The sequence below is a fragment of the Methylomonas methanica genome (assembly GCF_001644035.1).
GTDB lineage: Bacteria > Pseudomonadota > Gammaproteobacteria > Methylococcales > Methylomonadaceae > Methylomonas > Methylomonas methanica_A.
Genome location: NZ_LUUG01000095.1, coordinates 1 through 26,239, shown reverse-complemented (window position 1 = coordinate 26,239; position 26,239 = coordinate 1). Strand labels below are relative to the sequence as shown.

24 protein-coding genes are annotated in these 26,239 nt (G+C 50.8%); 12 read left to right on the top strand and 12 right to left on the bottom strand.

Annotated features, from left to right (window positions below):
• Nucleotides 1–27: 27 nt before the first annotated feature.
• The 5 genes from A1332_RS17645 to uvrA form a co-directional block, all read right to left on the bottom strand.
• Entirely contained in the window at nucleotides 28–771 is a 744-nt protein-coding gene (locus tag A1332_RS17645; RefSeq protein ID WP_064009752.1) for a DUF4405 domain-containing protein, read from the bottom strand.
• A 240-nt stretch (nucleotides 772–1,011) separates the two neighbouring features.
• Nucleotides 1,012–1,395, bottom strand: coding sequence for a DUF302 domain-containing protein (locus tag A1332_RS17640; RefSeq protein WP_064009751.1), 384 nt, complete (start codon nucleotides 1,393–1,395; stop codon nucleotides 1,012–1,014).
• A 344-nt stretch (nucleotides 1,396–1,739) separates the two neighbouring features.
• Nucleotides 1,740–2,186, bottom strand: a complete 447-nt coding sequence (gene hepT / locus A1332_RS17635) for a type VII toxin-antitoxin system HepT family RNase toxin (RefSeq protein WP_064009750.1) — start codon at nucleotides 2,184–2,186, stop codon at nucleotides 1,740–1,742.
• A complete protein-coding gene (gene mntA / locus A1332_RS17630) occupies nucleotides 2,167–2,547 on the bottom strand; it encodes a type VII toxin-antitoxin system MntA family adenylyltransferase antitoxin (protein WP_064009749.1) in 381 nt (126 codons plus the stop codon). The genes hepT and mntA overlap by 20 nt, the downstream gene beginning before the upstream one ends.
• Before the next feature lie 15 nt (nucleotides 2,548–2,562).
• Nucleotides 2,563–5,379 carry an excinuclease ABC subunit UvrA gene (uvrA, locus tag A1332_RS17625; RefSeq protein WP_064009748.1) on the bottom strand — a complete coding sequence of 939 codons (2,817 nt, stop codon included), beginning with the start codon at nucleotides 5,377–5,379 and terminating at the stop codon, nucleotides 2,563–2,565.
• A gap of 151 nt (nucleotides 5,380–5,530) precedes the next feature.
• Here uvrA and A1332_RS17620 point away from each other — a divergent pair, with 151 nt between their 5' ends.
• The 10 genes from A1332_RS17620 to A1332_RS17575 all read left to right on the top strand — a co-directional run bounded on the left by A1332_RS17620 (nucleotide 5,531) and on the right by A1332_RS17575 (nucleotide 17,422).
• Entirely contained in the window at nucleotides 5,531–6,916 is a 1,386-nt protein-coding gene (locus A1332_RS17620; protein ID WP_231890348.1) for an MFS transporter, read from the top strand.
• A 36-nt stretch (nucleotides 6,917–6,952) separates the two neighbouring features.
• A complete protein-coding gene (locus tag A1332_RS17615) occupies nucleotides 6,953–7,414 on the top strand; it encodes a single-stranded DNA-binding protein (RefSeq protein WP_064009746.1) in 462 nt (153 codons plus the stop codon).
• Nucleotides 7,415–7,717: 303 nt separating this feature from the next.
• Entirely contained in the window at nucleotides 7,718–8,071 is a 354-nt protein-coding gene (locus A1332_RS17610) for a response regulator (protein WP_064009745.1), read from the top strand.
• A complete protein-coding gene (locus tag A1332_RS17605) occupies nucleotides 8,061–8,684 on the top strand; it encodes a chemotaxis protein CheX (RefSeq protein WP_064009744.1) in 624 nt (207 codons plus the stop codon). Before A1332_RS17610 ends, A1332_RS17605 begins: the two co-directional genes overlap by 11 nt.
• Nucleotides 8,685–8,686: 2 nt before the next feature.
• The gene (locus tag A1332_RS17600; RefSeq protein ID WP_157204044.1) at nucleotides 8,687–11,680 is read left to right on the top strand and encodes a PAS domain-containing hybrid sensor histidine kinase/response regulator; all 2,994 of its coding nucleotides are present in this window, start codon (nucleotides 8,687–8,689) and stop codon (nucleotides 11,678–11,680) included.
• Nucleotides 11,670–13,757: an EAL domain-containing protein gene (locus tag A1332_RS17595; protein WP_231890347.1), complete on the top strand. Its 2,088-nt coding sequence runs from the start codon at nucleotides 11,670–11,672 to the stop codon at nucleotides 13,755–13,757. The genes A1332_RS17600 and A1332_RS17595 overlap by 11 nt, the downstream gene beginning before the upstream one ends.
• A gap of 100 nt (nucleotides 13,758–13,857) precedes the next feature.
• On the top strand, nucleotides 13,858–15,024 hold the full coding sequence (locus A1332_RS17590) for an MlaE family ABC transporter permease (RefSeq protein ID WP_064009742.1): 1,167 nt from the start codon (nucleotides 13,858–13,860) through the stop codon (nucleotides 15,022–15,024).
• A gap of 3 nt (nucleotides 15,025–15,027) precedes the next feature.
• Nucleotides 15,028–15,819 carry an ABC transporter ATP-binding protein gene (locus A1332_RS17585; RefSeq protein ID WP_064009741.1) on the top strand — a complete coding sequence of 264 codons (792 nt, stop codon included), beginning with the start codon at nucleotides 15,028–15,030 and terminating at the stop codon, nucleotides 15,817–15,819.
• On the top strand, nucleotides 15,816–16,808 hold the full coding sequence (locus A1332_RS17580) for an MlaD family protein (protein WP_064009740.1): 993 nt from the start codon (nucleotides 15,816–15,818) through the stop codon (nucleotides 16,806–16,808). Before A1332_RS17585 ends, A1332_RS17580 begins: the two co-directional genes overlap by 4 nt.
• A gap of 32 nt (nucleotides 16,809–16,840) precedes the next feature.
• A complete protein-coding gene (locus A1332_RS17575) occupies nucleotides 16,841–17,422 on the top strand; it encodes a PqiC family protein (RefSeq protein ID WP_197491498.1) in 582 nt (193 codons plus the stop codon).
• 18 nt (nucleotides 17,423–17,440) lie between these two features.
• On the opposite strand, the gene A1332_RS17570 is transcribed toward A1332_RS17575, so the two are convergent.
• On the bottom strand, nucleotides 17,441–17,749 hold the full coding sequence (locus A1332_RS17570; RefSeq protein ID WP_064009738.1) for a DUF6156 family protein: 309 nt from the start codon (nucleotides 17,747–17,749) through the stop codon (nucleotides 17,441–17,443).
• Nucleotides 17,750–18,073: 324 nt separating this feature from the next.
• Between A1332_RS17570 and A1332_RS17565 the strand changes: the two genes are divergently transcribed.
• Nucleotides 18,074–19,429, top strand: coding sequence for a (Fe-S)-binding protein (locus A1332_RS17565; protein WP_064009737.1), 1,356 nt, complete (start codon nucleotides 18,074–18,076; stop codon nucleotides 19,427–19,429).
• A gap of 4 nt (nucleotides 19,430–19,433) precedes the next feature.
• The gene (locus A1332_RS17560; protein WP_064009736.1) at nucleotides 19,434–21,140 is read left to right on the top strand and encodes an AAA family ATPase; all 1,707 of its coding nucleotides are present in this window, start codon (nucleotides 19,434–19,436) and stop codon (nucleotides 21,138–21,140) included.
• Nucleotides 21,141–21,600: 460 nt separating this feature from the next.
• Here A1332_RS17560 and A1332_RS17555 read toward each other — a convergent pair whose 3' ends face one another.
• The 6 genes from A1332_RS17555 to A1332_RS17530 form a co-directional block, all read right to left on the bottom strand.
• The gene (locus A1332_RS17555) at nucleotides 21,601–22,197 is read right to left on the bottom strand and encodes a hypothetical protein (RefSeq protein ID WP_064009735.1); all 597 of its coding nucleotides are present in this window, start codon (nucleotides 22,195–22,197) and stop codon (nucleotides 21,601–21,603) included.
• A gap of 278 nt (nucleotides 22,198–22,475) precedes the next feature.
• On the bottom strand, nucleotides 22,476–22,829 hold the full coding sequence (locus tag A1332_RS17550; protein WP_064009734.1) for a hypothetical protein: 354 nt from the start codon (nucleotides 22,827–22,829) through the stop codon (nucleotides 22,476–22,478).
• 2 nt (nucleotides 22,830–22,831) lie between these two features.
• Nucleotides 22,832–23,551, bottom strand: a complete 720-nt coding sequence (locus tag A1332_RS17545) for a Rha family transcriptional regulator (protein WP_064009733.1) — start codon at nucleotides 23,549–23,551, stop codon at nucleotides 22,832–22,834.
• Nucleotides 23,548–23,775: a helix-turn-helix transcriptional regulator gene (locus tag A1332_RS17540; RefSeq protein WP_064009790.1), complete on the bottom strand. Its 228-nt coding sequence runs from the start codon at nucleotides 23,773–23,775 to the stop codon at nucleotides 23,548–23,550. The genes A1332_RS17545 and A1332_RS17540 overlap by 4 nt, the downstream gene beginning before the upstream one ends.
• A gap of 147 nt (nucleotides 23,776–23,922) precedes the next feature.
• Entirely contained in the window at nucleotides 23,923–25,287 is a 1,365-nt protein-coding gene (locus A1332_RS24955; RefSeq protein WP_157204043.1) for a hypothetical protein, read from the bottom strand.
• A 110-nt stretch (nucleotides 25,288–25,397) separates the two neighbouring features.
• On the bottom strand, nucleotides 25,398–26,239 hold an 842-nt coding region (locus A1332_RS17530; RefSeq protein WP_064009732.1), incomplete at its 5' end, for a tyrosine-type recombinase/integrase.

Sequence of the window (26,239 nt, the reverse complement as noted above, 5' to 3'; positions counted from 1 at the left end):
GTTAGCGGAATCGAGGGTCTCTGCTTGTTATTTCGCCCCTTGGTCAATCCAGGTTGTGATAAGAGACACTTCTGTCTCAGAAAGTTTATGGCTTTCAGCCATTGCCATGTTGGCTCGCTTCCCTGAAATGATAGCAATCAGAGGACTTTGGCTGCTCTGTCCTGGCGTAACTAAAGATGCGTGACCGTTATTTTTGAAGAAATCTTCTAAACGGTCGACTCGAAAACCGGCTAAGTTTTTCTGCGGACCGTGGCAATCGAGACAGTTTGTTGCAAAAATCGGATATACATCGTCCCAGCCCAGGGTATTAGCTTGAGGTGTGCTTGGTTCATCAGTATGTAGATCATGATCTTGTGTGTTGATTTGATCCTTACCAGACACAGATGAACAAATGGACTGATGTAATGCTTTAACATCCCTCTGCGCAAGCCAGCCGAACGCGATACATAACACTGTAAATACACCAAGGGTCCAAATCGCGCTACGTAGTAACGAAGGTTGCGAGGTTTTTATGAGGTTACAACGCTTACCGATCACCGTGACAATCCAATTCCAATGGAGAGCCAGATGAATTATCAGCACAGTTAGAAGCCCCAAGCTGATCCAGAAATGAATATCGCCCCATTGATGCCGACCTAAACCCCATAATGTGAGGGTCTTATTACTACCTGGCGGCAAGGGAAAACGTAACAAATATCCCGTTGCGATCATCCCCAAAAACAGTAGTGCCGCAACCAGATCGATGATTATATTAACGAGTGTGCGATTCATGTTCGATCAATACAAAAGTTAGAGGAATATGAAAGGTGTCTGTATGGGCGTCATAGAAATGTCCCGTATTTGAAATAGGCCAGAGCTATAGTAGTAACTTCGGCAGCAGAGTCGCCGGCTGTCAATCAATGGCGACCACTTTCAAGACTGCCCATATGCTCGCTGGAAACTGGCGACTATATTTTCAGAGGTGCCAATTTCGCCCAATCCTACTGATAAAGTCGTTCATGTGGACAATACTCACTTCGCCTCGTCAACCATCTGCATGGTTTTTTCTTCAACTTCTTTGGCTACTTCAGCTAATGCCTTGTCCTGGGAGAGTGTCGAAAGCATCTGTGCTGGTTTGATCAGCCCAATCTTGACCTTACCTTGCTCGGTGAACACCGAAATACGGCAAGGCAAGGCCATGTTCAGGCGCATGTCGATGGACAATACTTTTGCGGCCTGACTCGGATTGCAGACTTCAAAAATCTTGCATTCGTTATCAAACGCTAAGCCTTTGCTGCGTAGCGTTCCTCCCAAGTCGTGAACATGCAACACCCCGTAGCCATGATTTTTAACGGCTAACTCAAGGTCGGCCGATGCGTGGTCAAATGATTTATCTGTTGTGACAACGTAATACATGAGAACCTCAATTTATTTGCTGTAGATATATATTTTGAAGGGTAACTATACAGCTAATATTAAAGACGTGATCTTTATAAAACTGGTAAGGATTAGCCCCAAGTAGCGAGGGTGGTTCGTAAACATAACCCCCTAAATCACCAAAATACATCCATGATCGACATGACTAAGATGAAAATCGTTTTATGAATTTTCTCAGTAAGAATAATCTGAATGTCTGGAATTGGATCTTAACTAGACGACTGATAAACAAGGTGGTGAATGTCGCCTTAGGGTCGGACGCTGCCAAAGAATAAAGCTAATTGTTAGCGGTTCCTTTGGGAGCGCCTGAACCGCCTATCGGCTCACTTATTCCCATTGGGGCATTCTGGCCCACATTCATCCAATTCCCCCTGCCAAAGCACCATCCATTCCTCCAAAATCGCATACTGCTTTTTGGTGACTATGGCTTGCACGATGCCGTCGTTGAGGTCTAGGTAGTCGTGCACCAGCACGTTGCGGAAACCGAGGATTTTCATCAGCTCGGCATGCTGATCGGCCGGCAAATCGCCGTGGCTTTTCAATTCGTCCAACGCTTCGCGCGATTGGCTGACTGTCAGCTGGTATTTTTGCTGGACGACATAACGCGCCATGCCAATGAAGGCTTCGATATAGACCTGTAATGCGCGCTGTATCGCCAGCAGGTCGCGCTCGGTCCAGGTGTTGGTATTTTCCTGGCCGTACTCGTCCAGAATACGCAGCATTTTGCGGCGGTGGCGCATCAGCGCCTGTTCATAAGCAATATCTCTCATAATCCTTTTCCCATTTCGACCAGATGCTTTGCTCAATGCGTCTGACATGCGGCACGTTGCGGTCGTACCATTTGACAGCCGACTGCAAGATACCAACTTGCAGCAAGGCCGGCGCGGTTTCCAGATCGACGATGCTGATTTGATTGTAGCGTTTTAACTCGCGTTCGACTTCGGCTTCCAGCATTTGCGGTCGCACCGCCCGTTCCAGCGGATCGGTTTCGTAATCGCTGAAAATGACCGCAATGTCCCAATCGCTATCCGGCCGGGCGGTATTCTTGGCACGGGAGCCGTACAGATAAATCGCATCGACTGCGGCATTAGCCTGAATCGCTTGGCTTATTTCTGCTTGCAACTCGTTCATGGTTTCAACGGTAACTCACGCAAAAAACCGCTGCAAATACGTCCCGGTGTGCGACTTCTTGTGTTTGGCAATCTGCTTCGGTGTGCCTTCCGCCACCAGCATGCCGCCGCCGCTGCCGCCTTCCGGGCCCATGTCCACAATCCAGTCGGCGGTTTTGATCACGTCAAGGTTGTGTTCGATGATGATGACGGTGTTGCCGTGGTCGCGCAGGGTGTGCAGCACGGTCAACAATTGTTTGATGTCGTGAAAGTGCAGACCGGTGGTGGGTTCGTCGAGAATGTAAAGGGTGGTGCCGGTGTCGCGCTTCGATAGCTCTTTCGCCAGCTTGACACGTTGCGCTTCGCCACCGGACAGGGTCACAGCGTTCTGGCCCAGGGTGATGTAGCTCAGGCCGACGTCGATTAGCGTGTGCAGTTTGCGGGCCAGGCTGGGTATCGCCGAGAAAAACGCCGCTGCATCTTCCACGGTCATTTCCAGCACTTCGTGGATGGTCTTGCCTTTGTAGCGGACTTCCAGGGTTTCGCGATTGTAGCGTTTGCCGTGGCAGATGTCGCAGGGTACGAAGATGTCCGGCAGAAAATGCATTTCTACTTTAATGACGCCGTCGCCGGCGCAGGCTTCGCAGCGGCCGCCTTTGACATTGAAACTGAAGCGGCCCGGCGTGTAGCCACGCGAGCGGGCTTCCGGCGTCGCGGCAAACAACTCGCGTACTGGCGTGAATATGCCGGTGTAGGTGGCCGGGTTGGAGCGCGGGGTACGGCCGATGGGACTTTGATCGATGTCCACCACTTTGTCGAATTGCTCCAGACCTTCAATAGCCTCGCAGGGTGCTGGAATGCAACTGGCGCCGTTAATCAGCCGGGCGGCGTGGCTATACAAAGTGTCGTTGATCAACGTCGATTTACCCGAACCCGATACGCCGGTAACGCAGGTCATCAAACCCACCGGAAAGCTGACATCGACGTTTTGCAGATTGTTGCCGCTGGCTTTACGGATAGTGACTTGTTTGCTCGGGTCGCGCGGCGTGGTTTTTTTGGGGATCTCTATGCTCAAGCTGCCGGACAAATACTGGCCGGTCAAGGAGTTGGGATCGGCCAGAATATGCGCCGGCGTGCCTTGCGAGACGATTTGCCCGCCGTGCACGCCGGCACCAGGGCCGATGTCGACCACATGATCAGCGGCGCGGATGGCATCTTCGTCGTGTTCGACCACGATCACCGTATTACCCAAATCGCGCAACCGGTATAAGGTGTTGAGCAAGCGTTCGTTATCGCGTTGGTGCAAGCCGATCGACGGTTCGTCCAGCACGTACATGACCCCCACCAGACCGGCGCCGATCTGACTGGCCAGGCGGATGCGCTGCGCTTCGCCGCCGGACAGGGTGTCGGCGCTGCGATCCAGGGTCAGATAATCCAAACCGACGTTGACTAAAAACTCCAGCCGCTCCTGAATTTCCTTGTTGATCTTGGCGGCGATCTCGCCACGGTGTCCCGGAATATTCAGACCCTGAAAAAAGCCGAGCGTTTGCTTAATGGGCAAGCGGGTGACGTGATGCAAGGGTTGCTCGTCGACAAACACATTGCGCGCGCCCAGGTTTAAACGAGCGCCATCGCACACCGCGCAAGTCTGTTGGGCCAGATACTTGGATAATTCGTCCCGAACCATTTGCGAGTCACTTTCATGGTAGCGGCGTTCCATATTCGGAATAATGCCTTCGAAGGCGTGACGGCTGGCTTTGGGTTTGCCGTTGCCCATCTGGAAGGTAAAGCTGATTTTCTCGTCGCCGCTACCGTACAGAATAGCGGCCTGAATGTCCTTGGAGATATGCGAAAACGGCGCTTCCGGATCGAAATTATAGTGCGCGGCCAAGGCGCAAATAATCTGGTAGTAATAGGCATTGCGCCGGTCCCAGCCGCGCACCGCACCACCGGCCAAACTGATTTCCGGGTTGTGTACCACCAACTGCGGATCGAAATGCTGGCGCACGCCCAGGCCGTCGCAACTCGGGCAGGCGCCTTTTGGGTTATTGAAGGAGAAAATGCGCGGTTCCAGTTCGCTCAGGCTATAGCCGCAATGTGGGCAGGCATAACGTTCCGAGAATAGTAGCTGTTGATCGCTTTCCATTGAGGCGGCAATCGCCAGACCTTCGGATAAGCGCAGCGCGGTTTCGAAGGATTCGGCCAAGCGCAGTGCGATGTCGTCGCGAATTTTGAAACGATCAACGATAACTTCGATGGTATGTTTCTTCTTCAAATCCAGGGCCGGCGGCTCGTCCAGTTCATAGACTTCGCCGTCGATGCGGGCGCGCAAAAAACCTTGGGCTTTCAAGTCTTCCAGGAGCAACACGTGTTCGCCCTTGCGGTCGTTGATCACCGGCGCCAGCAACATCCAGCGCTCGCCTTCCGGTTGCGCCAAGACTTGATCGACCATTTGGCTGACGGTTTGCGCTTCTAGGGAAACGCCGTGCTCCGGGCAGCGTGGAATGCCGACTCTGGCATAAAGCAGCCGCAGATAATCGTAAATCTCGGTGATGGTACCGACGGTAGAACGCGGATTGTGCGAGGTGGATTTTTGTTCGATGGAAATCGCCGGGGACAAGCCTTCGATATGATCGACGTCCGGCTTCTCCATCATCGACAGAAACTGCCGGGCGTAAGCGGACAGCGATTCGACGTAACGGCGCTGGCCTTCCGCGTAAATGGTGTCAAACGCCAACGAAGACTTGCCGGAGCCGGACAAGCCGGTGATGACGATCAACTTGTCACGCGGCAAGTCCAGATCGATGTTTTTCAGATTATGAGTGCGGGCGCCGCGTATGCTGATGGTGTCCACTGCTGTGCCTTCCTGGGATTTTTAACAACCCCTTACTATACGGGCTAAGACACCTATAGGGCAAAGGGGATTGGTTGCCACGCTGGAGCCAGATGCCCATAAACTGGTACTATAGCCACCTTTAAAGATGCAAGGCAAAGGGGAGTTTGGTTTGACACAGGTTCAGGATATTACCAGTCCGATGACGGCCATGGAGAAGCGGGCTACCGTATCGCTGGCCAGTATCTACGCACTCAGAATGCTGGGTTTGTTCATGCTGCTGCCGGTGTTGTCGCTGTTCACCGAACAAATGCCCGGATCAACACCCAAATTGGTCGGTTTGACCATGGGTATCTACGGCCTGACCCAGGCCATCCTGCAAATTCCGTTCGGTTTGCTGTCCGACCGCTTCAGCCGTAAGACGGTGATTGTGATCGGACTGATTCTGTTCGTGGCCGGCAGTGTCTGGGCGGCGCTGGCGACCGATATCTATGGCGTTTTGATCGGGCGAGCCTTACAAGGTTGCGGGGCAATTTCCGCTGCGGTGATGGCGTTGCTGGCAGACTTGACCCAGGAAGTGCATCGCACCAAAGCCATGGCTACCATAGGCGCCAGCATCGGCGTGTCGTTCGGCGTAGCTATTACGATGGGTCCTATCATTGCGGACCATTTCGGCATCGCCGGCATCTTTTGGATGATCGCCGTGCTGGCGGCCTTGGCGATTTTAGTGATTCTGTTCGTGGTGCCTAACCCGGAAAAAATTACCACGCATCGCGATGCCGAATATATCCCTTCTGAACTGGGTTCGGTGATCAAAAATGCCGATTTGTTGCGCCTGAACTACGGCATTTTTGCGCTGCATTTGATTCTGATGGCCAGTTTCGTAGTGGTGCCGCTACTGATGCGCGACGCCGGCTTGCAAGGCGGCAGCCACTGGATGGTGTATCTGCCGGTGCTGGTGACATCGATGGCGATGATTATCCCCTTCGTGATCGTTGCCGAGAAAAAACGGCAGATGAAGAAAGTATTTATTGGCGCTATTTTTACCTTGGTAATTGCCAACGTCGGCTTTGTGTTATTCCACGGCGAATTAATCGGCTTGATTGCCTGCTTGTGGATTTTCTTTTGTGGTTTTAATCTGTTGGAGGCGACCTTGCCCTCACTGATTTCTAAAACCGCGCCCGGCGATTTGAAAGGCACGGCCATGGGCATCTATTCCAGTGCGCAATTCCTCGGCGCGTTTTTAGGCGGTGGTGCCGGCGGCTGGTTGTATGGTGAGTTCGGCCCTGCGGCGGTGTTTATATTCTCGGCGGGCATCGCTGCCAGCTGGATAGTCATCGCGCTATTTATGTCGCCGCCGCGTTATTGGGCCAACTTGCTGTTGTCCTTGCAAGCGGTAGAGCCGGAACGTGGAGCGGAATTTTCCAAAGCTTTGCTGGCGATTAACGGCATTGAGGAAGTGCGACTGCATTTCGAAGAAAATGCCGCTTATCTTAAAGTCGATAACCAGCAGCTCGACAAAAATCAATTAGGTCTTTTTTTGAAGCAGTGGCAGTAAGCTGCTGTTACTCGCAATTTTTACACGGAGAACACCATGCTAAATAAAGTTATGCTGATCGGCCGCCTCGGCGCCGATCCGGAAGTACGCTATATGCCAAGTGGCGACGCGATTACCACCATCCGCTTGGCCACCAGCCGCCGCTGGAAGGATCGCAACACCAATGAACGTAAGGAAGAAACCGAATGGCATCGGGTGGTGTTTTTCAGCGGTCTGGCGAAAATCGCCGGCGAGTATCTGAAAAAAGGCAGCCAATGTTATGTAGAAGGCCGTATCCGTACGCAGAAGTGGCAGGGCCAGGATGGTCAGGAACGTTATACAACGGAAATCGTGGCCGACAATATGCATATGCTGGACAGCAAAAGCGGCGGCACCGCCAGCTACTCGGACAACAACACGCCACCAGCCAGCAGTTACGACAATCGCCCGTCCGCGCCTTCAGGCTCGCAAGCGGCGCCGGCTTCTTATGACGATTTCGACGACGATATCCCGTTTTAATTACCACCTTACCTGCTAACGCCGTAAGAAAAAAGGCCCGCCAATGCGGGCCTTTTTTATTTTCTAAGTTGAAAGTGCTGCTGTTAATGCTCCGATATAGCGCATCCGTTAGTCGGTGTCGCTTGGCTTGCGGCAGATCAGCCGACTTATGAACGTTTTGCCGGATAGACGTTCATCGGCAGACGCGACAACGGCTATCGAATCCATTTTTAGTCTATCCTAGGTTTAGCTCGTTGACCCTGCGGGCATTACGCAGGTCATAGTAAAGTTCAATCGCGATAAGTCTACTGAGGAAAATAGTATATGACTGTAAAAAATTGTCTGATCGTCGACGACAGTAAGATGTCGAGAATGATGGTTAAAAAAATTATTCTTGACGCGCATCCCGATTGGAATCTTGTGGAAGCCCAAAACGGCCAAGAGGCCATTGACCGGGCCAGCGAGGCTGGGTTTGATATTATTTTGTTGGATTACAACATGCCGGTGATGGAAGGTGGTGCGGCGGCAGCGGTGATTCGACCGTTGCAACCTGAGGCCCAAATTGCTTTTTTAACCGCAAATGTTCAAGAGGCGGTAAAAAATCTGGCAATTCAATTAAGGATTGACTTTATCCCCAAACCTATTACTGAAGAAAAAATTAGAAGATATGTCGGATAACATCGATAACAGTGATGAAGATTTTCTGGATGCTGTAGCTGAAATTCTCAACATCGGCATGGGGTATGCCGCCAGCGCACTCAGCGAGATGGTCAATGAGGAAGTCAAGCTGAGTGTGCCGGGTGTCATGTTTGTGAGCCGGCCCGATGCTTTAAAAATCCTGCAAGCCAAGACCGAGAAGGAAGTCAGCGGTGTTTGTCAGCATTTCGACGGGATTATGGGTGGCGACGTATTGTTGCTGTTCCCCGAGGAGAAAAGCCTGCAACTGGTCAGGGCTGTTTTGCAACAGGATATTTCTCTAGACGATTTGACCGAAATGGAGCAAGAAGCCATGGCGGAGATCGGCAATATCATTCTAAATGGTTGTTTGTGTGCGATAGCCGATTTGTTCAAGCAGGAAATTACCGGCGGCATTCCGGAATTCGTAAAAGGATCCTTGACCAACATTCTCACCAATGACTCACTTGTGAATAAGGTCGAATCCTGCGTCCTGCTCTTGAATATGGAGTTTTCATTGGCTAAACAGCATGTTGAAGGATATGTCTCATTTTTAATGGATGTAGATTCAATGGATATCTTCAAACAAAGTGTTAAGACCTATTTAGGTTTGTAACTTTGGAACAAACACTGATGGCCAGCAGCAATACATTGATTCAAGAGCTATATCCGGCTATTTTCGAGAATTGCCAGTTTGGATTGGTCGTGCTCGATACACAAGAAAATGTTATAGATTGGAATGACTGGGTCACTAAATTTAGCGGCCGGAAACTTGAAGACATAAAGGGCAAACAATTACAGGATATATTTCCCCTCGCCATGAGTGGCAGCCTGGGCCGAGCTGTAAAGTTGGCGCTGAGTCGTGGCATGAGTTCGGTTATTTCACACACCTTAAACCCAAACATCCTGCCGTTGTTTTCGGTTTCCGGAGCGGCAATCGATCAGCAGCTTAAAGTCCAGCCGTTAAATGTCAATGAACATAACCGGCTGTGCCTGATCCAGATTACCGATATTACCGCCGCGGTTAAACGTGATAAACAGTTGCTCGAAAACTTGGCTGAGATGAATTTCCAGAAATCTGCGTTGGATCAGCATGCCATAGTGGCTATTACCGATGCAAAAGGGACGATTACGTACGTCAATGATTTGTTTTGCCACATTAGTCAATACAGCCGTGAGGAGCTGTTGGGGAATAATCATCGCTTGATTAATTCCGGGGTGCATCCGAAAGAGTTCTTCCGCGATATGTTTCACAGTATTACGAGAGGTAAAATCTGGGCAGGCGATATTTGCAATCGAGCCAAGAATGGCGACTTGTATTGGGTGTCGACCACGATAGTTCCTGATATGGGTAAAGATGGTAAACCCAAACGTTATTTTGCGATCCGGGCGGATGTGACCAAGCTAAAACGCGCCGAAGAGGCTGCCAACGCAGCGGCGATTGCCAAATCGCAGTTTTTGGCCAATATGAGCCACGAAATTCGTACCCCGATGAATGCGATGCTAGGACTAACCCGCCAGGTGTTGGAGACGGAATTAACCCATGATCAACGCGATCAGCTTAACAAGGTATCCACATCCAGCCAGGCCTTGGTGTGCATTATCAATGATATTCTGGACTTTTCTCGGTTTGAATCCGGCTACATGGTGCTGGAACAGGTACCGGTCAAACTGGAAGCCGTACTCATGGAAGTGTCCAATTTGTTCGGCGCTCAAATTGACGAAAAAGGTATAGAACTATTTGTTGAGATTGATCCGGACACGCCGTTGTATATCAGCGGAGATGCCTTGCGCTTGGCGCAAATACTTAACAATCTGCTCGGCAACGCCGTCAAATTTACCGATCACGGCGAAATATATGTGTCGGTGCAAACCGAACGTCGAGATGCTGAGTCGCTCTTACTAAGCTTTACTGTGAAAGACACCGGGATAGGCATTTCGCCGGAGCACATTAAATTGCTGTTCAAACCTTTTGTGCAGGCCGATAACTCCACAACGCGTAAATTTGGTGGCAGCGGACTTGGTTTATCGATCGTCAAAAAGCTGGTCGAACTGATGGGCGGCGACATCGAGGTACACAGTGTGTTTGGCCATGGTTCCACTTTCAAGTTCACCATCAAAGCCGGGAGGGTACCCGATGAAATGCAACTACCCTACAAAGTTCATCACGATTTACAGCGTTTACGTGGCAAGCGCGTGCTGGTGGTGGACGATCAAGAGACCTCACGCCATATCTTGTCGCGATTATTGAAGGCTTGGGGCATTCAAACAGTTACTGCTGAGTCCGGCGATGAAGCTTTGCTGCTGATCGCCCAAGCAGATTGGGAGAACCAACCTTTTTATGCGGTTTTGTTGGATTGGCGCATGCCTGGAAAGAACGGTTTGGAAGTGGCGACGGAAATTAAGAGGCAACTGAAGGGGCGCGGCAAGGATGTGGAGTTAAAATTGCTGATGGTGACAGCTTATGATAAACAAGCGCTGCTAAATAGTTCGGGGGTCGAATGTGTGGATGGCGTTCTGAATAAGCCGATCGTGCCCTCCGTATTGTTCGATGCACTATTGCGTCGTCAAATTCCTCAGAACAAAGACCTCGATAAACATACTGATCGAACCTTCAACGGGTTGCGGGTATTGCTGGTCGAGGATCATGATCTAAACCAGGAAGTCGCTGCCAATTTTATGAAAAAACGGGGTGTAGCCGTCACGGTTGCTTCGCATGGCGGCGAAGCCGTGGAGATAATCAAGCATAAAACCTTCGATCTGGTTTTCATGGATTTGCATATGCCGGTTATGGGAGGAATCGAAGCCACACAATTAATTCGCGAACTACCCCAAGGTCGAAATCTGCCTATTGTGGCCATGACCGCAGCTGTATTGGAGGAAGATAGGAAAAAATGCGCGGATGCGGGTATGGACGATTTCATTTCCAAACCGGTGGAACCCAAGGATTTGCTGCGGGTGATGAGCCGGTATTTTCTCGTTTCTGACCAAGCCGAGTTGGCGAATTCGACTGTGCCGCGCAATGAATCCATCCTGGATTTGGCGCGAGGCCTACATCGTTTAGATGGAGACAAAGTGTTGCAGCAGCGGCTCTTGTTACATTTCAGCGAGCGGTGTCAGTTTATTGCAAAACGTTTCGAGACATTGATCTCGGACGCGGATACCGAGGCCCTCATTGAGCTGATTCATGGACTAAAAGGCGTCTCCGCCAATCTTGGCGCTGTTGGTTTGGCCGAAGCTTGTCGGCGCGTGCTCGAGGAAGTGAAAGTCGGCGGCAAACTATCTCGCGCTCATTTTGAAGCCACTCTGTTAGAAACTCGGACGCAGATACAACAATATCTTATGGATTACACGCCACCCAATATGGATAACCAGGTGGCGGAATCCGTTTCCATAACCGAATTCCTGGGAGAACTGGAACGGTTTATCAGCAAACAGGAAGTGATTCCAGATGATTTACAAGCACTACTGGCTCAACTTGCTGATTCTGAATTGCCGTATTCGCCTGGATTACGCCAATTGCAACATTATCTGAGTCACTTCGATCACCAAGGAGCCGGTGAAGTCTTAACGGTGTTAATGTCCAATTTTACGAACAAGCATGATGAGTAATATGGCGGAACAACCCGATAAACCACTCGTTTTGCTGGTAGACGATTTACCGGCCAATCTGCACGTTCTCGTCTCGGCGCTGAAGGCCGATTACCGGCTAAAGACCGCGACCAGCGGCCTGGATGCATTGAAATTATTGCAACAACCGGATAAGCCCAAGTTGGTTTTACTGGATGTCAAAATGCCTGGTATGAATGGTATAGAAGTTCTTCGCCGCATGCGGGACGATTTACAAATCAGTGATATTCCGGTGATTTTATTGAGTGCCGACGCGTCCGAACAAAGCGAACTAGCCGGATTGCATCTAGGCGCGGATGATTATCTGTTCAAACCCATATCACCCAACGTACTCACGGTAAGAGTGCGTAATCAAATACAACGCTATGCTGATCGCATTCAGTTGCGTTTGGCGGCCCACGTGTTTGAACATAGTGGTGAGGCGATTCTGATTACCGATCAACATAACCGCATTATCGACGTCAATTCGGCCTTTGTCGCGTTGACGGGGTACGATAAAGCCGAAGCCTTGGGTAAGGATCCTCGGTTCCTGTCCTCCGGACAAACCGAACGTGAAGTCTATACCGCGATGTGGGAGGCGATTCATAAAAATGGTTTCTGGCAGGGGGAGCTGTGGGATAGAAGTAAGACGGGTGATATCTATCCTAAAATGGCAACCATATCGGTGGTGCGCGACCGCACAGGCAACATCGAATTTTATTTGGCCAGTTACATAAACATCAGCAATATCAAGGAAGCGCAAGCCCACATCCAGCATCTGGCTCATCATGATCCATTGACGGGATTACCCAACCGCCTGCATTTACAGGTGTTTTTGGAGCAATCCATGATGATTGCCAAGCGCCAATCAGAGCAATTGGCAGTCATGTTATTGGACTTGGACCGCTTTAAAAATATCAACGACACCCTGGGTCATTCGATCGGCGATGAATTGTTGATACAGGTGGCGAACCGTATCAAATCCAGCATACGGAAAAATGATTTGGTTGCCAGACTAGGGGGCGACGAATTTGTGGTGGTGCTTAGAGGCGAAAACATACAGAGTATGGCGGCCTCGGTAGCGCAAAAGATCTGCGAAAATTTGCAACGTCCTTTCGGATTGGCGGGTACTAACTTGCGCACCGCAACCAGTATAGGCATTGCGATTTATCCCGACAATGCCCAGCACATGGAAGGCTTGATGAAAAATGCCGATATGTCCATGTATTTTGCCAAATCCGAGGGCGGCGATGGCTTTCGGTTTTTTTCGGCTGAAATGAATCGGCATGCGCATGAAAGAATGGACTTGGAAAATCAGCTGCATTTTGCGGTGGAAAATCACCAGTTCGAATTGTATTACCAGCCGCAGTTTTCTTTACCCGACCTGCATCTCATCGGCGCGGAAGTATTGTTGCGTTGGCAGCATCCGGAAAAGGGCTTCATTTCTCCCGCCGTATTCATCCCTTTATCTGAAGAAACCAATCAAATCTATAAGATTGGCGAATGGGTGCTGGAACATGCCTGTGAACAGGGAGTTAGTTGGATACGGGAAGGGTTTCCGTTAAAAAGAATCAGCGTCAATGTTTCCGCAAAACAGTTTCAGAATAAGCATTTTTCCGAATTGGTAGCTTCCGTATTGGCAAAAACAGGCCTCCCCAGGGAAAAATTGGAATTGGAGTTGGAAATTACCGAGACCGCAGTGATGACATCCCCCGGCGACGCTGGCGCCCTACTCCAGTCTTTTCGGGAAGGCGGTATTATGGTGGCGCTGGACGATTTCGGCCAAGGGTATTCTTCACTGGGTCAATTGAAAAACTTACCCCTCGACCGATTGAAAATCGATGCCGCGTTTGTGCGGGATATTTCCGGGGATATGCACGACAAGAACAACGGTGCCATTGCCGCAGCGACTATTGGCTTGGCACACAATTTGGGATTTCAGGTGATTGCGGAAGGTGTCGAAACCAAAGAGCAATTAGCGTTTCTAATCGCGCACGGTTGTGATGAAGTGCAGGGCTTTTACTTCGCCAAACCAATGCCAAAAATTGAGTTCGAGCAGTTTTTGCATAATCGGCTTTGAAGGGTCTAAACAGCCATCAATTCAACATTCGGATTCTGCAGATTTGCTATCAACGCGCGTTCTTAGGATACTTGTCTAAAGAATCATCGGTAAAACAAGGATGAAAACGTCACCAAGCCAGCAGTTCAAAATCGATAGCAGCCCCTCGTGCGACATAATTGCAAGTTGCGACCAACAAGTATTGGACATCGCGTTCGGCGGCGACTGGATATTGGACGCGAGATTGCCGCCCTTAGAACCTATATTGACTCGACTTGACGCTGGCAATACGATCAAAAAAGTCACATTTTCCACGACAGCACTGGGGAATTGGGACAGCATGCTGGTCACCGAATTGATCAAGATAATCGATTACGCCTCGCAAAAAGGCGTGACGGTCGATAAAGCTAGCTTACCCGCTTCAATTCAGGGCTTGCTGACCCTGGTTTCCGCCGTGCCTGAGCGCGTCGATGCTCATCGCGACCAAACTCAGACGTCTTGGTCGCAGGCTTTAGTGGTTAGTACCGGCAAAGCGGTTCAGCACGGCAAGGAGATGCTGATCTTTGTCGGCGAAATGATCATCAGTACTTTCGCCACCCTGCGCGGGCAAGCGCATTTTCGTCGCCAGGATTTATGGTTGTATATTCAAGAATGCGGACCGTCGGCGTTGCCGATTGTCACCTTGATCAGCTTGCTGGTCGGTTTGATTCTGGCCTTTGTCGGTGCGGTACAGTTGTCTTTGTTCGGCGCGCAAATTTATATCGCCAACCTGGTTAGTTTAGGCATGACCCGGGAAATGGGCGGCTTGATGACCGCGATCATCATGTCCGGCCGCACCGGCGCCGCCTATGCGGCCCAAATCGGCACGATGCATGTCAACAGCGAAATCGACGCGTTAAAAACCATGAACCTGGACCCGATGGCGTTCCTGGTGCTACCGCGCATGTTGGCCTTGATCATCATCATGCCGCTTTTATGTCTTTACGCCGACTTGATGGGCATCATCGGCGGCGGTTTTGTCACGGTGAATTTTTTTGATGTGTCGCTGACCGAGTATATGGATCGCACCGCCAGCGCGGTGAAAATGAAGGATTTTATTATCGGCTTTGTGAAATGCTCGGTGTTCGGTATTTTGATTGCGCTATCGGGCTGCATGCGCGGTATGCAGTGTGGCCGCAGCGCCTCAGCGGTCGGCGATGCCGGTACCTCGGCGGTAGTAACGGCCATTGTGTTCATCGTGGTGGCCGACTCGGTGATGACCATCATCTGCAACCGGCTGGGGATTTAAACCATGACCGAAGCCTGCATCACGGTAAAAGACCTGACGATGACCTACGGCGATTTCGTGATTCAGCACGATCTGAATTTTACGATCAATCGCGGCGATGTGTTTATCATCATGGGCGGTAACGGTTGCGGTAAAACCACCTTGTTGCGGCATATGATAGGCTTGAAATCGCCGGCAAAAGGCGATGTTTGTTATGGCGAACAAGGTCTCTGGCAAGCCGATCCCAAAGCCCGCCAGCAAATTTTAGCCCGCACCGGGGTGTTGTTTCAAAGCGGCGCCTTACTCAGTTCCATGACCCTGGCCGAAAACGTCGCGCTGCCCATTACCGAAGCCACCCAGTTGCCACCCAAAAAAGTGCGGGAGATCGTTTCCTATAAGCTGGCGCTGGTCGGCTTGGCAGGATTTGAAGACTATTATCCTTCCGAGCTCAGCGGCGGCATGCAAAAGCGCGCCGGTCTGGCGCGGGCCATGGCCTTGGACCCGGAAATCTTGTTTTTCGACGAACCGTCGGCCGGGCTAGACCCGATCACCGCCAAATTGCTGGACGATCTGATTCTGAGCTTGAGCAGCGCATTGTCGGCCACCATCGTCGTGGTCACCCACGATCTGGACAGTATTTTCGCGATCGGCAATAACTCGGTGTTTCTGGATGCCGAAACCCGCACCAATATCGACGGCGGTCCGCCGCAGAAATTGCTGCATGAATCCAAGCACCCCAACGTGATTCGATTTTTGAATCGCGGCGATCAAACCGAACAAAATAGTAGTAATCGACAGATGAGGAGTCCGGCGTGAGTAAACAAGCCAATCCATTAGCCATCGGCGCGTTTTTGGTCGGCGCGTTGATCTTGCTGACGGCGGGCGTAATGATCTTTGGCGGCAGCGATTTTTTTAAGGACAAAAAGCGCTTCGTCATCTTTTTCGACTCGGCGCTGAACGGCTTGAATGTCGGCGCGCCGGTGAAGTTGCAGGGTGTGCAGATCGGCAATGTCAACGAAATTTCTCTAGTGATGGATTCTGCGACCGGCAGAATTTTCAAGCCGGTGGTGATCGAAATCGATCCAGCCTTGCTGCAAGACCTGTCGGTACAGCAATCCGGCGGCCACAGCAAAAAACAGCGCATGCAGGACGCTCAACGTATGATCGATGCCGGTTTAAAGGGCCGGTTGGAGACCCAAAGTTTGCTGACCGGCCTGCTGTATGTGGATTTGAATTTTTATAGCGACAAGCCGATCAATCTGGTCAAACTGGATTATAAGAATCTGCCGGAACTGCCCAGCGTACCGACCACGGTTGACGAAATCCGCAACACCGCCGACGAAATCTTCAACCGGGTAAGGCAGTTGCCGTTGGAAGAGATTACCAAAAATATGGCGGATACCTTGAATTCGATGCATGGGTTGTTGGAGTCGGACGATACCAAGAAATCGATGGCGGCCCTGGCTAAATCCCTACAGGAAACCCAACGGCTGATGAGTTCGCTAAACGATCAGATTGGGCCGCTAATGGTGAACGCCAATAGTGCTTTGACCGAGACCCGCACTACCCTGCAGGATTTTAACAAGGAGTTATTGCCGGTGTTGAAAGCCGCCGAACAAAGTCTGAATGCCGCGACCAAGATGATGGAAGGCTCGCAAAATGCTTTGACCGCAGTGGAAACCATGGCCGCACCGGATGCGCAACTGGGGCAAACGTTGGTGGAAATGCGCAACGCCGCGCGTTCCTTGAAGGATTTGACCGAGTCGCTGGAGCGGCGGCCGGAGTCGTTGATTTACGGCAAATAGATTGGGCTGTTAACAGATTTAACCAGATGAATATGAAAAACGTAATTTATTTACCGAAGCTATTTTTAGCGCTGCTACTGACCGCTTGCAGTAGCGCGCCGATGCAGTTTTATATGCTCAGTGCCGAAACCGGCGCGCCGCCGTCGGTCACTGCTTTGCCCGCCGGCACCGTGTTGGGTTTAGGGCCAATCCATTTGCCGGCTTATCTGGATCGCCCGCAGTTGGTCACTGCGTTGAGCGAGCATGAATATCAACTGGATGAGCACAGCCGCTGGGCCGAGCGCCTGGACGAAAATATCGTTCGTGCCTTGGGGCTTTCCTTAGCCAAACAACTGGGTATCGAACAAGTGGTCCGCTATCCGTGGGCGCCACGCCAAGCTATCGATTACCAAATCAGCTTCGACATCCTGGAGTTACATCAAACCGCCGCCGGCCAAAGCCGTTTTTCAGTGCAATGGCAATTGAAAAAAGCCGATCAACCTGTGATCGGCAAACGCTTTGAGTGCAGCGAAGCGGCTGCCAAGGGCGCCGAAGCCAGTGTCGCCGCGCAAAGCCGTTGCTTGACAAGATTCAGCGCGGAATTGGCGGATGCGGTGCATCGAATAGCGCGCTAAGAGACTGGGTGCAACATCTCAATCCGCCGCCAACGCCGCCCCCGTTTCGTCAAAGCGCAATACGTCAATCTCGCCATCCGCGTCGGTAATTTCTGCTTCGGCCAGTGTGCCGTTCGCATGGTAGGCGTAGACATGGCGCAATTCCACATCGCCGTAGACTAGTTTTTCCAATAGCATCAGGCGCTGATCGGCATCGTAACAGCCGCGAAAGTAAGTGTTGCGGTTCTCCAGATGGCTTTCGTCTGCCAGTTCGTTGACCAATTTCAACGGTAGTTTTACCCCGCTATAGCTGATGAAGTAGCGGGTGACGCAGTTTTCTAATTCCACTTCAATTTTCCCAGGTTAAAAAACCAATTCCCGCAATATTTGTGCCGAAATAGGTGGCCCGCATTACCTAGGGTCGTCGGTGATTTGGCCCAGCAATGCTGTGACAAATCGCTCGCGGCCGTCGTAGATTGTCGGGTTTGCTACAGCGTGCCGAGCAGCAATTCGGCGGGGAAATGTAACAATCGCAGCAAAGGTAGAGCGTATAAGCCAAGCGCATCCACCAATCACTGAAGGGAGAGCTGGATGCGTTGCGCTTATCCGCCCTATGCCGCTCCTACTGGCTTTGTTTTTGCTTGATCTAGGTTTTTAATCAGCCTAGTGCCTATGAAACTGTTTCTGGATTGGTCGTCTTATGAAAACGCCGGCATGGGCGATGCCTACGCCGATATTCCCAAGCATGGCGCCGATTTCGCCAAAGCCGTAGCGGTGTGTATCGGTAGCCGGCAATGCGAACGGGACGGCAAGGGTGTGATGTGTCCGAGCTTTCGGGTGACGCAAAATCCCGGCCTGTCGCCCGGCGGCCGAGTGAGAGCCTTGAAAGCTGCTTTGAACGCCGATAACGACGCGGCGTTTTTCAATCCGGAATTGGCTGAAACCATGGCCTTGTGCATCAGTTGCAAAGGCTGCAAGCGCGAGTGCGAGAACGAAGTGGATATGGCTTTGATCAAAGCCGAGTTTCTGGCGCAGCAGGTAAAGCGTAACGGCGTTTCACTGAGGCGGCGACTGTGGGCGGAGCTACCGAAAATACTGCGTTGGCGCAGACTGGGGCCTTTAATCAAGTGGCGCAATCGTTTACCGCTGCTGGCGCGTTTAGGTGAAGCCTGGCTGGGTATCAGCGCCAAAGTCCGTTTGCCGGAACCCGCCGTACAAGCGTTTCAAGTGCCGGCCCAATCAGAGTTAAGTTTGCATCCGGAGTTGGCCGACAAACAAGTCGTGTTGCTGGTCGATACCTTTAATTATTATTTCAATCCCGCTGCCGCCGAAGCCGCTAAAAAGCTGCTGAATACCGCCGGTTATCATGTGCATATCGCAACGCCTTTGGCTGGTGATGAAGCGGATCGGCCCTTGTGCTGTGGCCGCACGTATTTTTCCAATGGTCTGATCGATAAAGCCCGCGCCGAAGCGCAACGCATGGTGGCGGCGCTAGCCGAGCATGTCACCGCCGGCCGCACGATTATTGGTCTGGAGCCGTCCTGCATCCTCAGTTTGCGCGACGAATATTTAAAGCTGGGCTTAGGTGAACCGGCACAAAAGCTGGCCGAAAAAGTCTTGCTGTTGGAGGAGTTTATCGTCCGCGAACAAGCCGCTAAGCGCTGGCCTATCGAGTTTCAAGCCATTCCCGGCGTCAATAGTTTGCTGTTGCACGGTCACTGCCATCAAAAAGCGGTCGGGGCAATCAAGTCGGTACGCAAGCTGCTGAAGCAATTGCCCGACCTTAAATTTGAGCTGATCGAATCGTCCTGCTGCGGCATGGCCGGCAATTTCGGCGTCGAAGCCGAGCATTACGATCAAGCCCAAGCCATGGCCGAGTTAGCCTTGTTTCCCGCCTTGCGCGCTGAACCCGACGCGCTACTCGTCAGCAACGGTTTCTCTTGTCAGCAGCAAATCGGCAATGGCAGCTTCGCCAAGCCGCTGCATTTAGCCGAAGTACTTTGTTTAGCCTTACCGTCACAGGACTGATGCGATGAAATTAACCATAGATAAACGCTATCTCGAACAATTGCTTACCGACCACCCGCGCTTGCAAAGCTTAAACGATCAATTGCGTTTCGGCACCAAAGCACAGGTACCTTACGATTTACTCAGCGAGACAGAACTAGCCAGTCTGGCCGGCATCTACTCGCAAGAAGGCGAAGCCCTACAACAGCAAGCAGCGTTATTGATAGCGCTGCAAGCGGCTCTGGCCGACAACAGCCATCGCTACAATGTCGATCAACTGGAAATGCTGTTGCCGGCGATTGCCAATTATTTTTTGGACGGCGGCATTCGCGGCTGGTTATTTCATGTCGAGCCTTCCGGCAGAACTTTGGCTTATCTGATTACCCGCCTGGATTACACCCCGCCGGGTGAAGAAGAAGCCGGGCGGATCTTGATCGAATTGAAAGCCAACACCAAGGGTAAAATCATGGTTGAGAGCCTGATTATCCGCAGCAAGGATTTGGCTGACAAAACCATCCCGGAAATCTTTGCCACCAAAGGATATTTAAAAGAAACCCCGGAATTAATTGCCAGTTACGACGAGGCCTCCGTGCGTTATTTCGATTGGCGGGCGCGCTACGGCGAGCAGTTTTCCGGTTGGGGGACCGGCGAGTACGCCGAGGACCCGACCGCCAGCCACCGCAACAGCGACTGGACGCGCAAGAATACGGTGGTCATGTCCTCGGGTGGAGGGACCTGCCGCTTGGTCAACGATGAAAATATCCTCAGCGAACGCGCTTTGAGCCTGGACGCCTCCGGCGACATTCTCGGCACTTATTTGCGTAAGGCCGGCAAAAGCATGCGCTACGACAGCAAAACCGAAAGCGCGATGGAAGCCGCCAAAGCCGATGTACCCAAAGGTATGTTCACCGAAATGCCGGTGCACGGCTATATCCTAATGTTTCATCTGGAATTGCATCACCATGTCTGGGTGTATGTCGACGATACCCAGCCTTATGTGTATCAGCCGGAATTGAAGCAAAAGCTGATTTTGCCACCCGAACAAACCGATTTGATCGACATCCTGACGGCGGAAATGGATATGTTGATGGACGACATCGTCGCCGGCAAATCCGGCGGCACCACGGTGCTGTGCGCCGGTCCGGCCGGTGTAGGCAAGACTTTGACCGCCGAAGTCTATTCGGAAATTATCAAGCGGCCTTTGTACCGGGTGCATTCCGGGCAGTTGGGCTTAAACGTTGCGGAGATGGAGAAAACCTTGAAGGATACCTTGATCCGCGCCCAGCGCTGGGGGGCGGTGATGCTGATCGACGAAGCCGACGTGTACATCAAAAGCCGCGCCGACAACCTGGCTTCCAACGCCGTGGTTGGCGTGTTCTTGCGGGTGCTGGAATATTTCAATGGCCTGTTGTTTCTGACCACCAACCGGGTGGACGACATCGACGAAGCCATCATTTCCCGCTGCATTGCGATGCTGCGCTACCACGCCCCGGACCACGCGGATAGATGCAAAATCTGGCGGGTAATGACCGAGCAATTTAGCTTGCCGGTCGAAGAACATTTGATAGACGAACTGGCGGCCATTTTTCCCGGTGCCACCGGCCGCGACATCAAGGGCCTGACCAAACTGGTCGCCAAGTTCTGCCAGCAAAAGAAATTAGCGCCGGAGTTGGACGTGTTCAAGCGTTGTTCGGTGTTTAGAGGCTTGGAGTTGCTGAACGAAGCCGCCTAGTTTGCAAACCGAGATAACTATGCAGCGAGGCTTTCATTGTACTTGCCAATAACGGAGATTGTTTTTCGGTTGATTCTGGTGACGGTGCGGGGCGACAACAGCAGAGTACGGCTCAGGCTCAACAATGGTTTTTTGGATTGGTGCCGCTAATGCATACAATCAGCTCAGACTGGCATGATTTGGTGTGAGGCGAATTTTAACGAAATAGTCAATCGAACAATCCTCTGTATGTCATAACTATCAAGGCCTGTAAGAATTGTAATTATAGATATACCGTCAAAAATACCGTCACATGATCAATGTTGCCCCGGATTTTTTTCATCTAATTCGCTTCAAGCCTTCCCGTTGATCCCTTAAGTAGGCTCTGGCGCGCCTCAGTACAGCCTGAAATTGCGCCGCTCCAGTGTAAGCATTCATAGACGATGTGGCTTTGCCTTCCGCTGTCCTGGGGCCGGTGGCTTTATCCCATGGTCGCCAGTGCCGTATTGCTTCCGATTGTTTCTTGCGCCGTTCCGCTGTCCAACCGTTCGCCATCGATTACCTCCAATAGTTCGTTTGATTGATTCTTGATTTCTTCCGCGTGCGGAGTCTGAGCCGGTACGCCGTTGTTAATCTGCTGTGGGCCGTTCGAGATATTGGCCTGTTTCGCATAGACAACCGGCGGGTTTTTAATATTGCTTAGTGTCTCCAGCGTTTGCCGGCATTGGCTTTGCGCTTTTAATGCCATCCGCATAAACGCTTCATAGTTTTTCAGATATTCCTGATTGATTGCGCGCCGCGATAGATTCACGAAAATGGATTGTAGCGCCTGGGCCTGCCCCATCAGCATCCCTTCGCAGCGTTTCATATCGCCGGCGTTCACTTTCTCGATGCTATCGACCAATTCATCCACCAAGTCATTGATGTCGTGGTCGCCAAACATCTTGGTGTATTCCGTAACCACGGCGGCGGCATTTGCGCTGGGGCGTAAAGCAACCTTCGCCAAAGCTTTTGCAGTGTCTTTGTCTACCGCCGGCGAAGATGCAGCTTTATTAGCCGATTTCTTTTTGGTTGCCATTTGGGTTCCTCTAGTCTGATTTGTCATCGCCTAACCATGCGCCAATGTCGGGCCGCCCGCCTGCTGCTGCCTGTATTGCTGCTGGTTTCCTGCATTTTTAACCGATGGCATATGGTAAATAATAGGTACATCCCGCATAGTGAACACCCAACGGTATTTTACGACAAGCTAAGTCATTGATTCTTGGCGTTTTGCGTTCATATTATGAACACCTGTTCACTATACGGCATGACTTGTTCAGCATACGGCATGAAGCGTTCATATAATGAACAAGCAAATCAATTTTGTGGCTGCCAGTTCCGCCATTCATCGCTGGGCTTGTGGTCGTTAAACTCCCGGAAAGTCAGCCGCCATTTTCGCGCTAATTGCTTGCTGAAATGTCCGTCCAGCATCAGCCTGATAAAACCGTGGCTTTCCAGCTCTCTAAAGGCTTCATGCGCCTTGCCACGGCAACAACCTACACGCTTCTGAGCCTCTGAAATACTGTATGCGATAGGCTCGTACATGCGGTAGTGGGTTTGCATCAGGATCAGCAATTTAACCGCATTGCCGCTTAAATCCTGATAAGCGGCAGAACGAATCATGTCGACATCCTGAGCGATATAAGCTTTTTTCTTGAGCTTTGCCGCCATGCCTAACCGCCCAGAATTTTAACCCTAGCGCCGACAGCGCCATCCAGGGCCGCTTTCATGGCTTGAAAAATGGCTTTGTAAGGCTGTTGGCTTTCCATGCCCTCGGTCAAGGCTTGGGCAGCTGTCAGTTCGGCCAGCTCCAGGGTTTTAAGCTGTACCGCTGTCAATAACTCCCGGATTTCGGTCGCCTGCGGTTCGATGATGACCAGGGCTTTATAAACGGCGTTCGTGATGATTGAGAAATAGCGGTCGGCGTTCTGGCTGCCTTGGCTGCGGGCATAGTCGGCAAACTGTTGAATGGCATCGGTCAGAATGCCGCGACTGTCTTTGCCTGATAAACGCGCCACCTGATAGGCCAGGGTTTCGCGTTCTTTGGCTTGCCGGTTTAGTTGCTGTTCAAGTCGCAAGAATTCATCGACCAGCCGCTTTTGACCTTCCCGCGATTTCCGACCGCCGATAAACGGCATGGCTTTTAAGCAACCGGCTTTGTTGAGTTCAAAGCAGCGGTATTCCTTGCCGCGTTTTTGGTAATTTCGCGGCACAAATTCGTGCCGTGAGATCGTGCCATCTGCCACTAAATCATCTAGCGTCCTGAGTACGCTTTTATGCTCACGTTCAAATTCCTTGGCAATGACTCGACTATCCACGCTGATTTGATTGGTTGCGCCGTGGATAATTAGGCCCAGAGTATTGGATGGGGTGTTAGCAATAGTCCCTTTCATGCTGCACCGTCCACGCTGTCTAGTAAGGCCAGAATATCGGCTTTCTTCCAGGCAGTGGTTCTCTCGCCTAATTTTACCGGCTTGGGATATTTACCGGATTTGACGCCAGCCAGGAAGGTTGAGCGGCCAACCGGCAGTAGCGGTTCAATGCCGCGTTTACGGTCGCCCACGATTTGCCAGATTCGCAGATAGCCAAGAACAATGGCGGTTTGTTGGTTTTGCATTTTGTCTAACTCCATCTTGTGAATGATGGGGTCAGCTTAGGGTGTGCTATAGGCGTTTAATAGCTGAAATATTTTTAGGCATTAGCGTAAAAATACCTGTAGTTATTCGCTCAAAGCCCCGTCAGTCTTGAATTCAAATGGATGTAGCTATTTTGTTGGCCGCCTACCGCTTGCAGCCCATTCCGGCCTTATTATTACTGCCCCTTGTTTGGCATTTATATCTGAATAGCCTTGAGACTTGAGCCAGCTCGCAACTTGATCGTTGGTGGGGTGCGTGGTTTTGTCGTCCGGATCGGCTGTGCTCCAAAATTCAAATGCGGCTTTATTTAAAATAGTAAGAAACTTGGAAATGTAACCCTGTTGATCCTCGCATAATTTTGGAGTCAAATTTATATCGAGACTTTGGATTTCAGATTTAACCGAGACAGGGAAAAACAAGTCACTTATTTCATCACTTGGAATCTGACAATACTTTGTGGCATCAATTTTTAAAATTGCAACTTCTGTAGGACTCATACCAACACCGCTCATATACTTAGTCTCTTTCTCCGGTTCCTCCCACCAATAACTATTAAATACCTCACATACTGCATCTCTCTTTTCACATGGTCTTGGTAATCCATTTCCTTGCAAATTATAAACAGGCAATTGCGCATCATAAATCCTGTCAGTTACCAAGTTACATGCTTCAGGGAGGGGCATTTGGTGATACCTAGAAATTGCCTTGGATAAACATACAAGGTTAACAAGGTCTTTCCTCGTAACAATACTGTCTTGTTTGTCGTCATATCTAAGCGATTCACGAGTTGATATTATTTCCTCTAACCCATCGATTAAGGAAATTGAAATATCACAATGCCTTGCTGCTTCGGCTTTTAAAATAGCAACCTGATTGGGACTAATGCCATAGTCATCCATAATCAACGTTTCTTTCTCAGGAGAAGTCCACCACTTCAAATCGAATGATGTGGTTGCGGCATCAATCCCCTCGTCGTTATCACCGAATAATTGTGGTAGCCGTTGTCCTGATATGTCGTAACAAACTAATTGATGGGTAATTATCTTTGACGTTATCAGATCACATGCTTCACCGGTTGTTATTTCATGGTGTGCTGCTAATATCTTTGATAATGTCACAATACTTATTACATCTGCCCTTTTGACCATTTGTAAGCTTTTTGAAGTTGGCGCTATAGATTCAAAAAATGGTGCGCTGATATTATGCTTAATTAACCACGCTTTTAGGTTGGCTAATGTAACGTCCGAAAGTCTGTATGGAACATAGTCTTCCGTGTTTAATTGTCTTATGATTCGGGGGCCGAAACTGTTTTCTAATTCCCCGGTACTGGCATCGAACAACAATTTCTCATAGATTTCTTCATAACCTGGCGGCCAATAACTTGAATTAACCGTGTACTTCCCACAGATGTCAGGATCAAGATCAAGTATTAACAGCGCAGCTTCAAACATTTGCAGCTTTTCTACAGAACGCCATTTTTCAGCTGGTTTCAATCAACACCTCGTCAAAGTGTAAGCCGTCCGAAAGGATTAACCGGAAACGGGGGACGAATCCCGCTTGTTGCCCCGTCGGGCTATCCGGTTAAATTCGATTATATCAACGCCTAGCCGTTCTTCCTGAACGGTATGACTTGCGCGCCAGTCTTCAAGGCGTCCAGGTAATCCGCCCAGCTTTGCATCATCTTTCGCCGCTCGGGTAAGTGTTGCGCTCGATTGTAGGCCGCTTTAACCCGGTTGCGCTCGGCATGGGCAAGCTGGCGCTCGATCATGTCGGAATGATAGCCCTGTTCATGCAAAAGGGTGCTGGCGGTGGTGCGAAAGCCGTGGGCGGTGTGTTGGCCTTGATAACCCATGCGCCGGATTGCCGCGCCGATGGATTCGCGGCTGATATGGGGTTCATTGCCTTTTTTGCCTTGATTGCTGGCGAACACATAGCGGCTTGAACCGGTCAGTGGATAAATATCACGCAACAAGGCAATGGCTTGTTTGCTGAGCGGTACGATATGCGCGTCTTTCATTTTCATTTTGTTGGCAGCAATCCGCCATTCTGCCGCGTCCAGGTCGAATTCTGACCACTCAGCCGCCGCAAGGTTGGCAGGTCTAGCAAATATCAAAGGTTGGAGCTGTAGCGCAGTTCTAACGACAAAATTCCCGCCATAAGCATCAATATCGCGTAGTAATTCTGCCAATGATTTTGGCTCGGTAATGGCGGGAAAGTGGCCGCGATTAGGCGACGGTAGCGCGCCGCGTAAATCGGCGGTTACATCGCGTTCTGCTCGGCCTGTGGCTATACCGTAGCGGATAGCTTGACCGATGAATTGCTTGGTTCTGGCTGCGGTTTCCAATGCGCCGCGATCCACAATGCGGCGTAAGGTCGCCAATACTTCAACCGCGGATAGGTCTTTAAGCGGCCTATTGCCAAGCCATGAGAAATAGTCAAATCTGG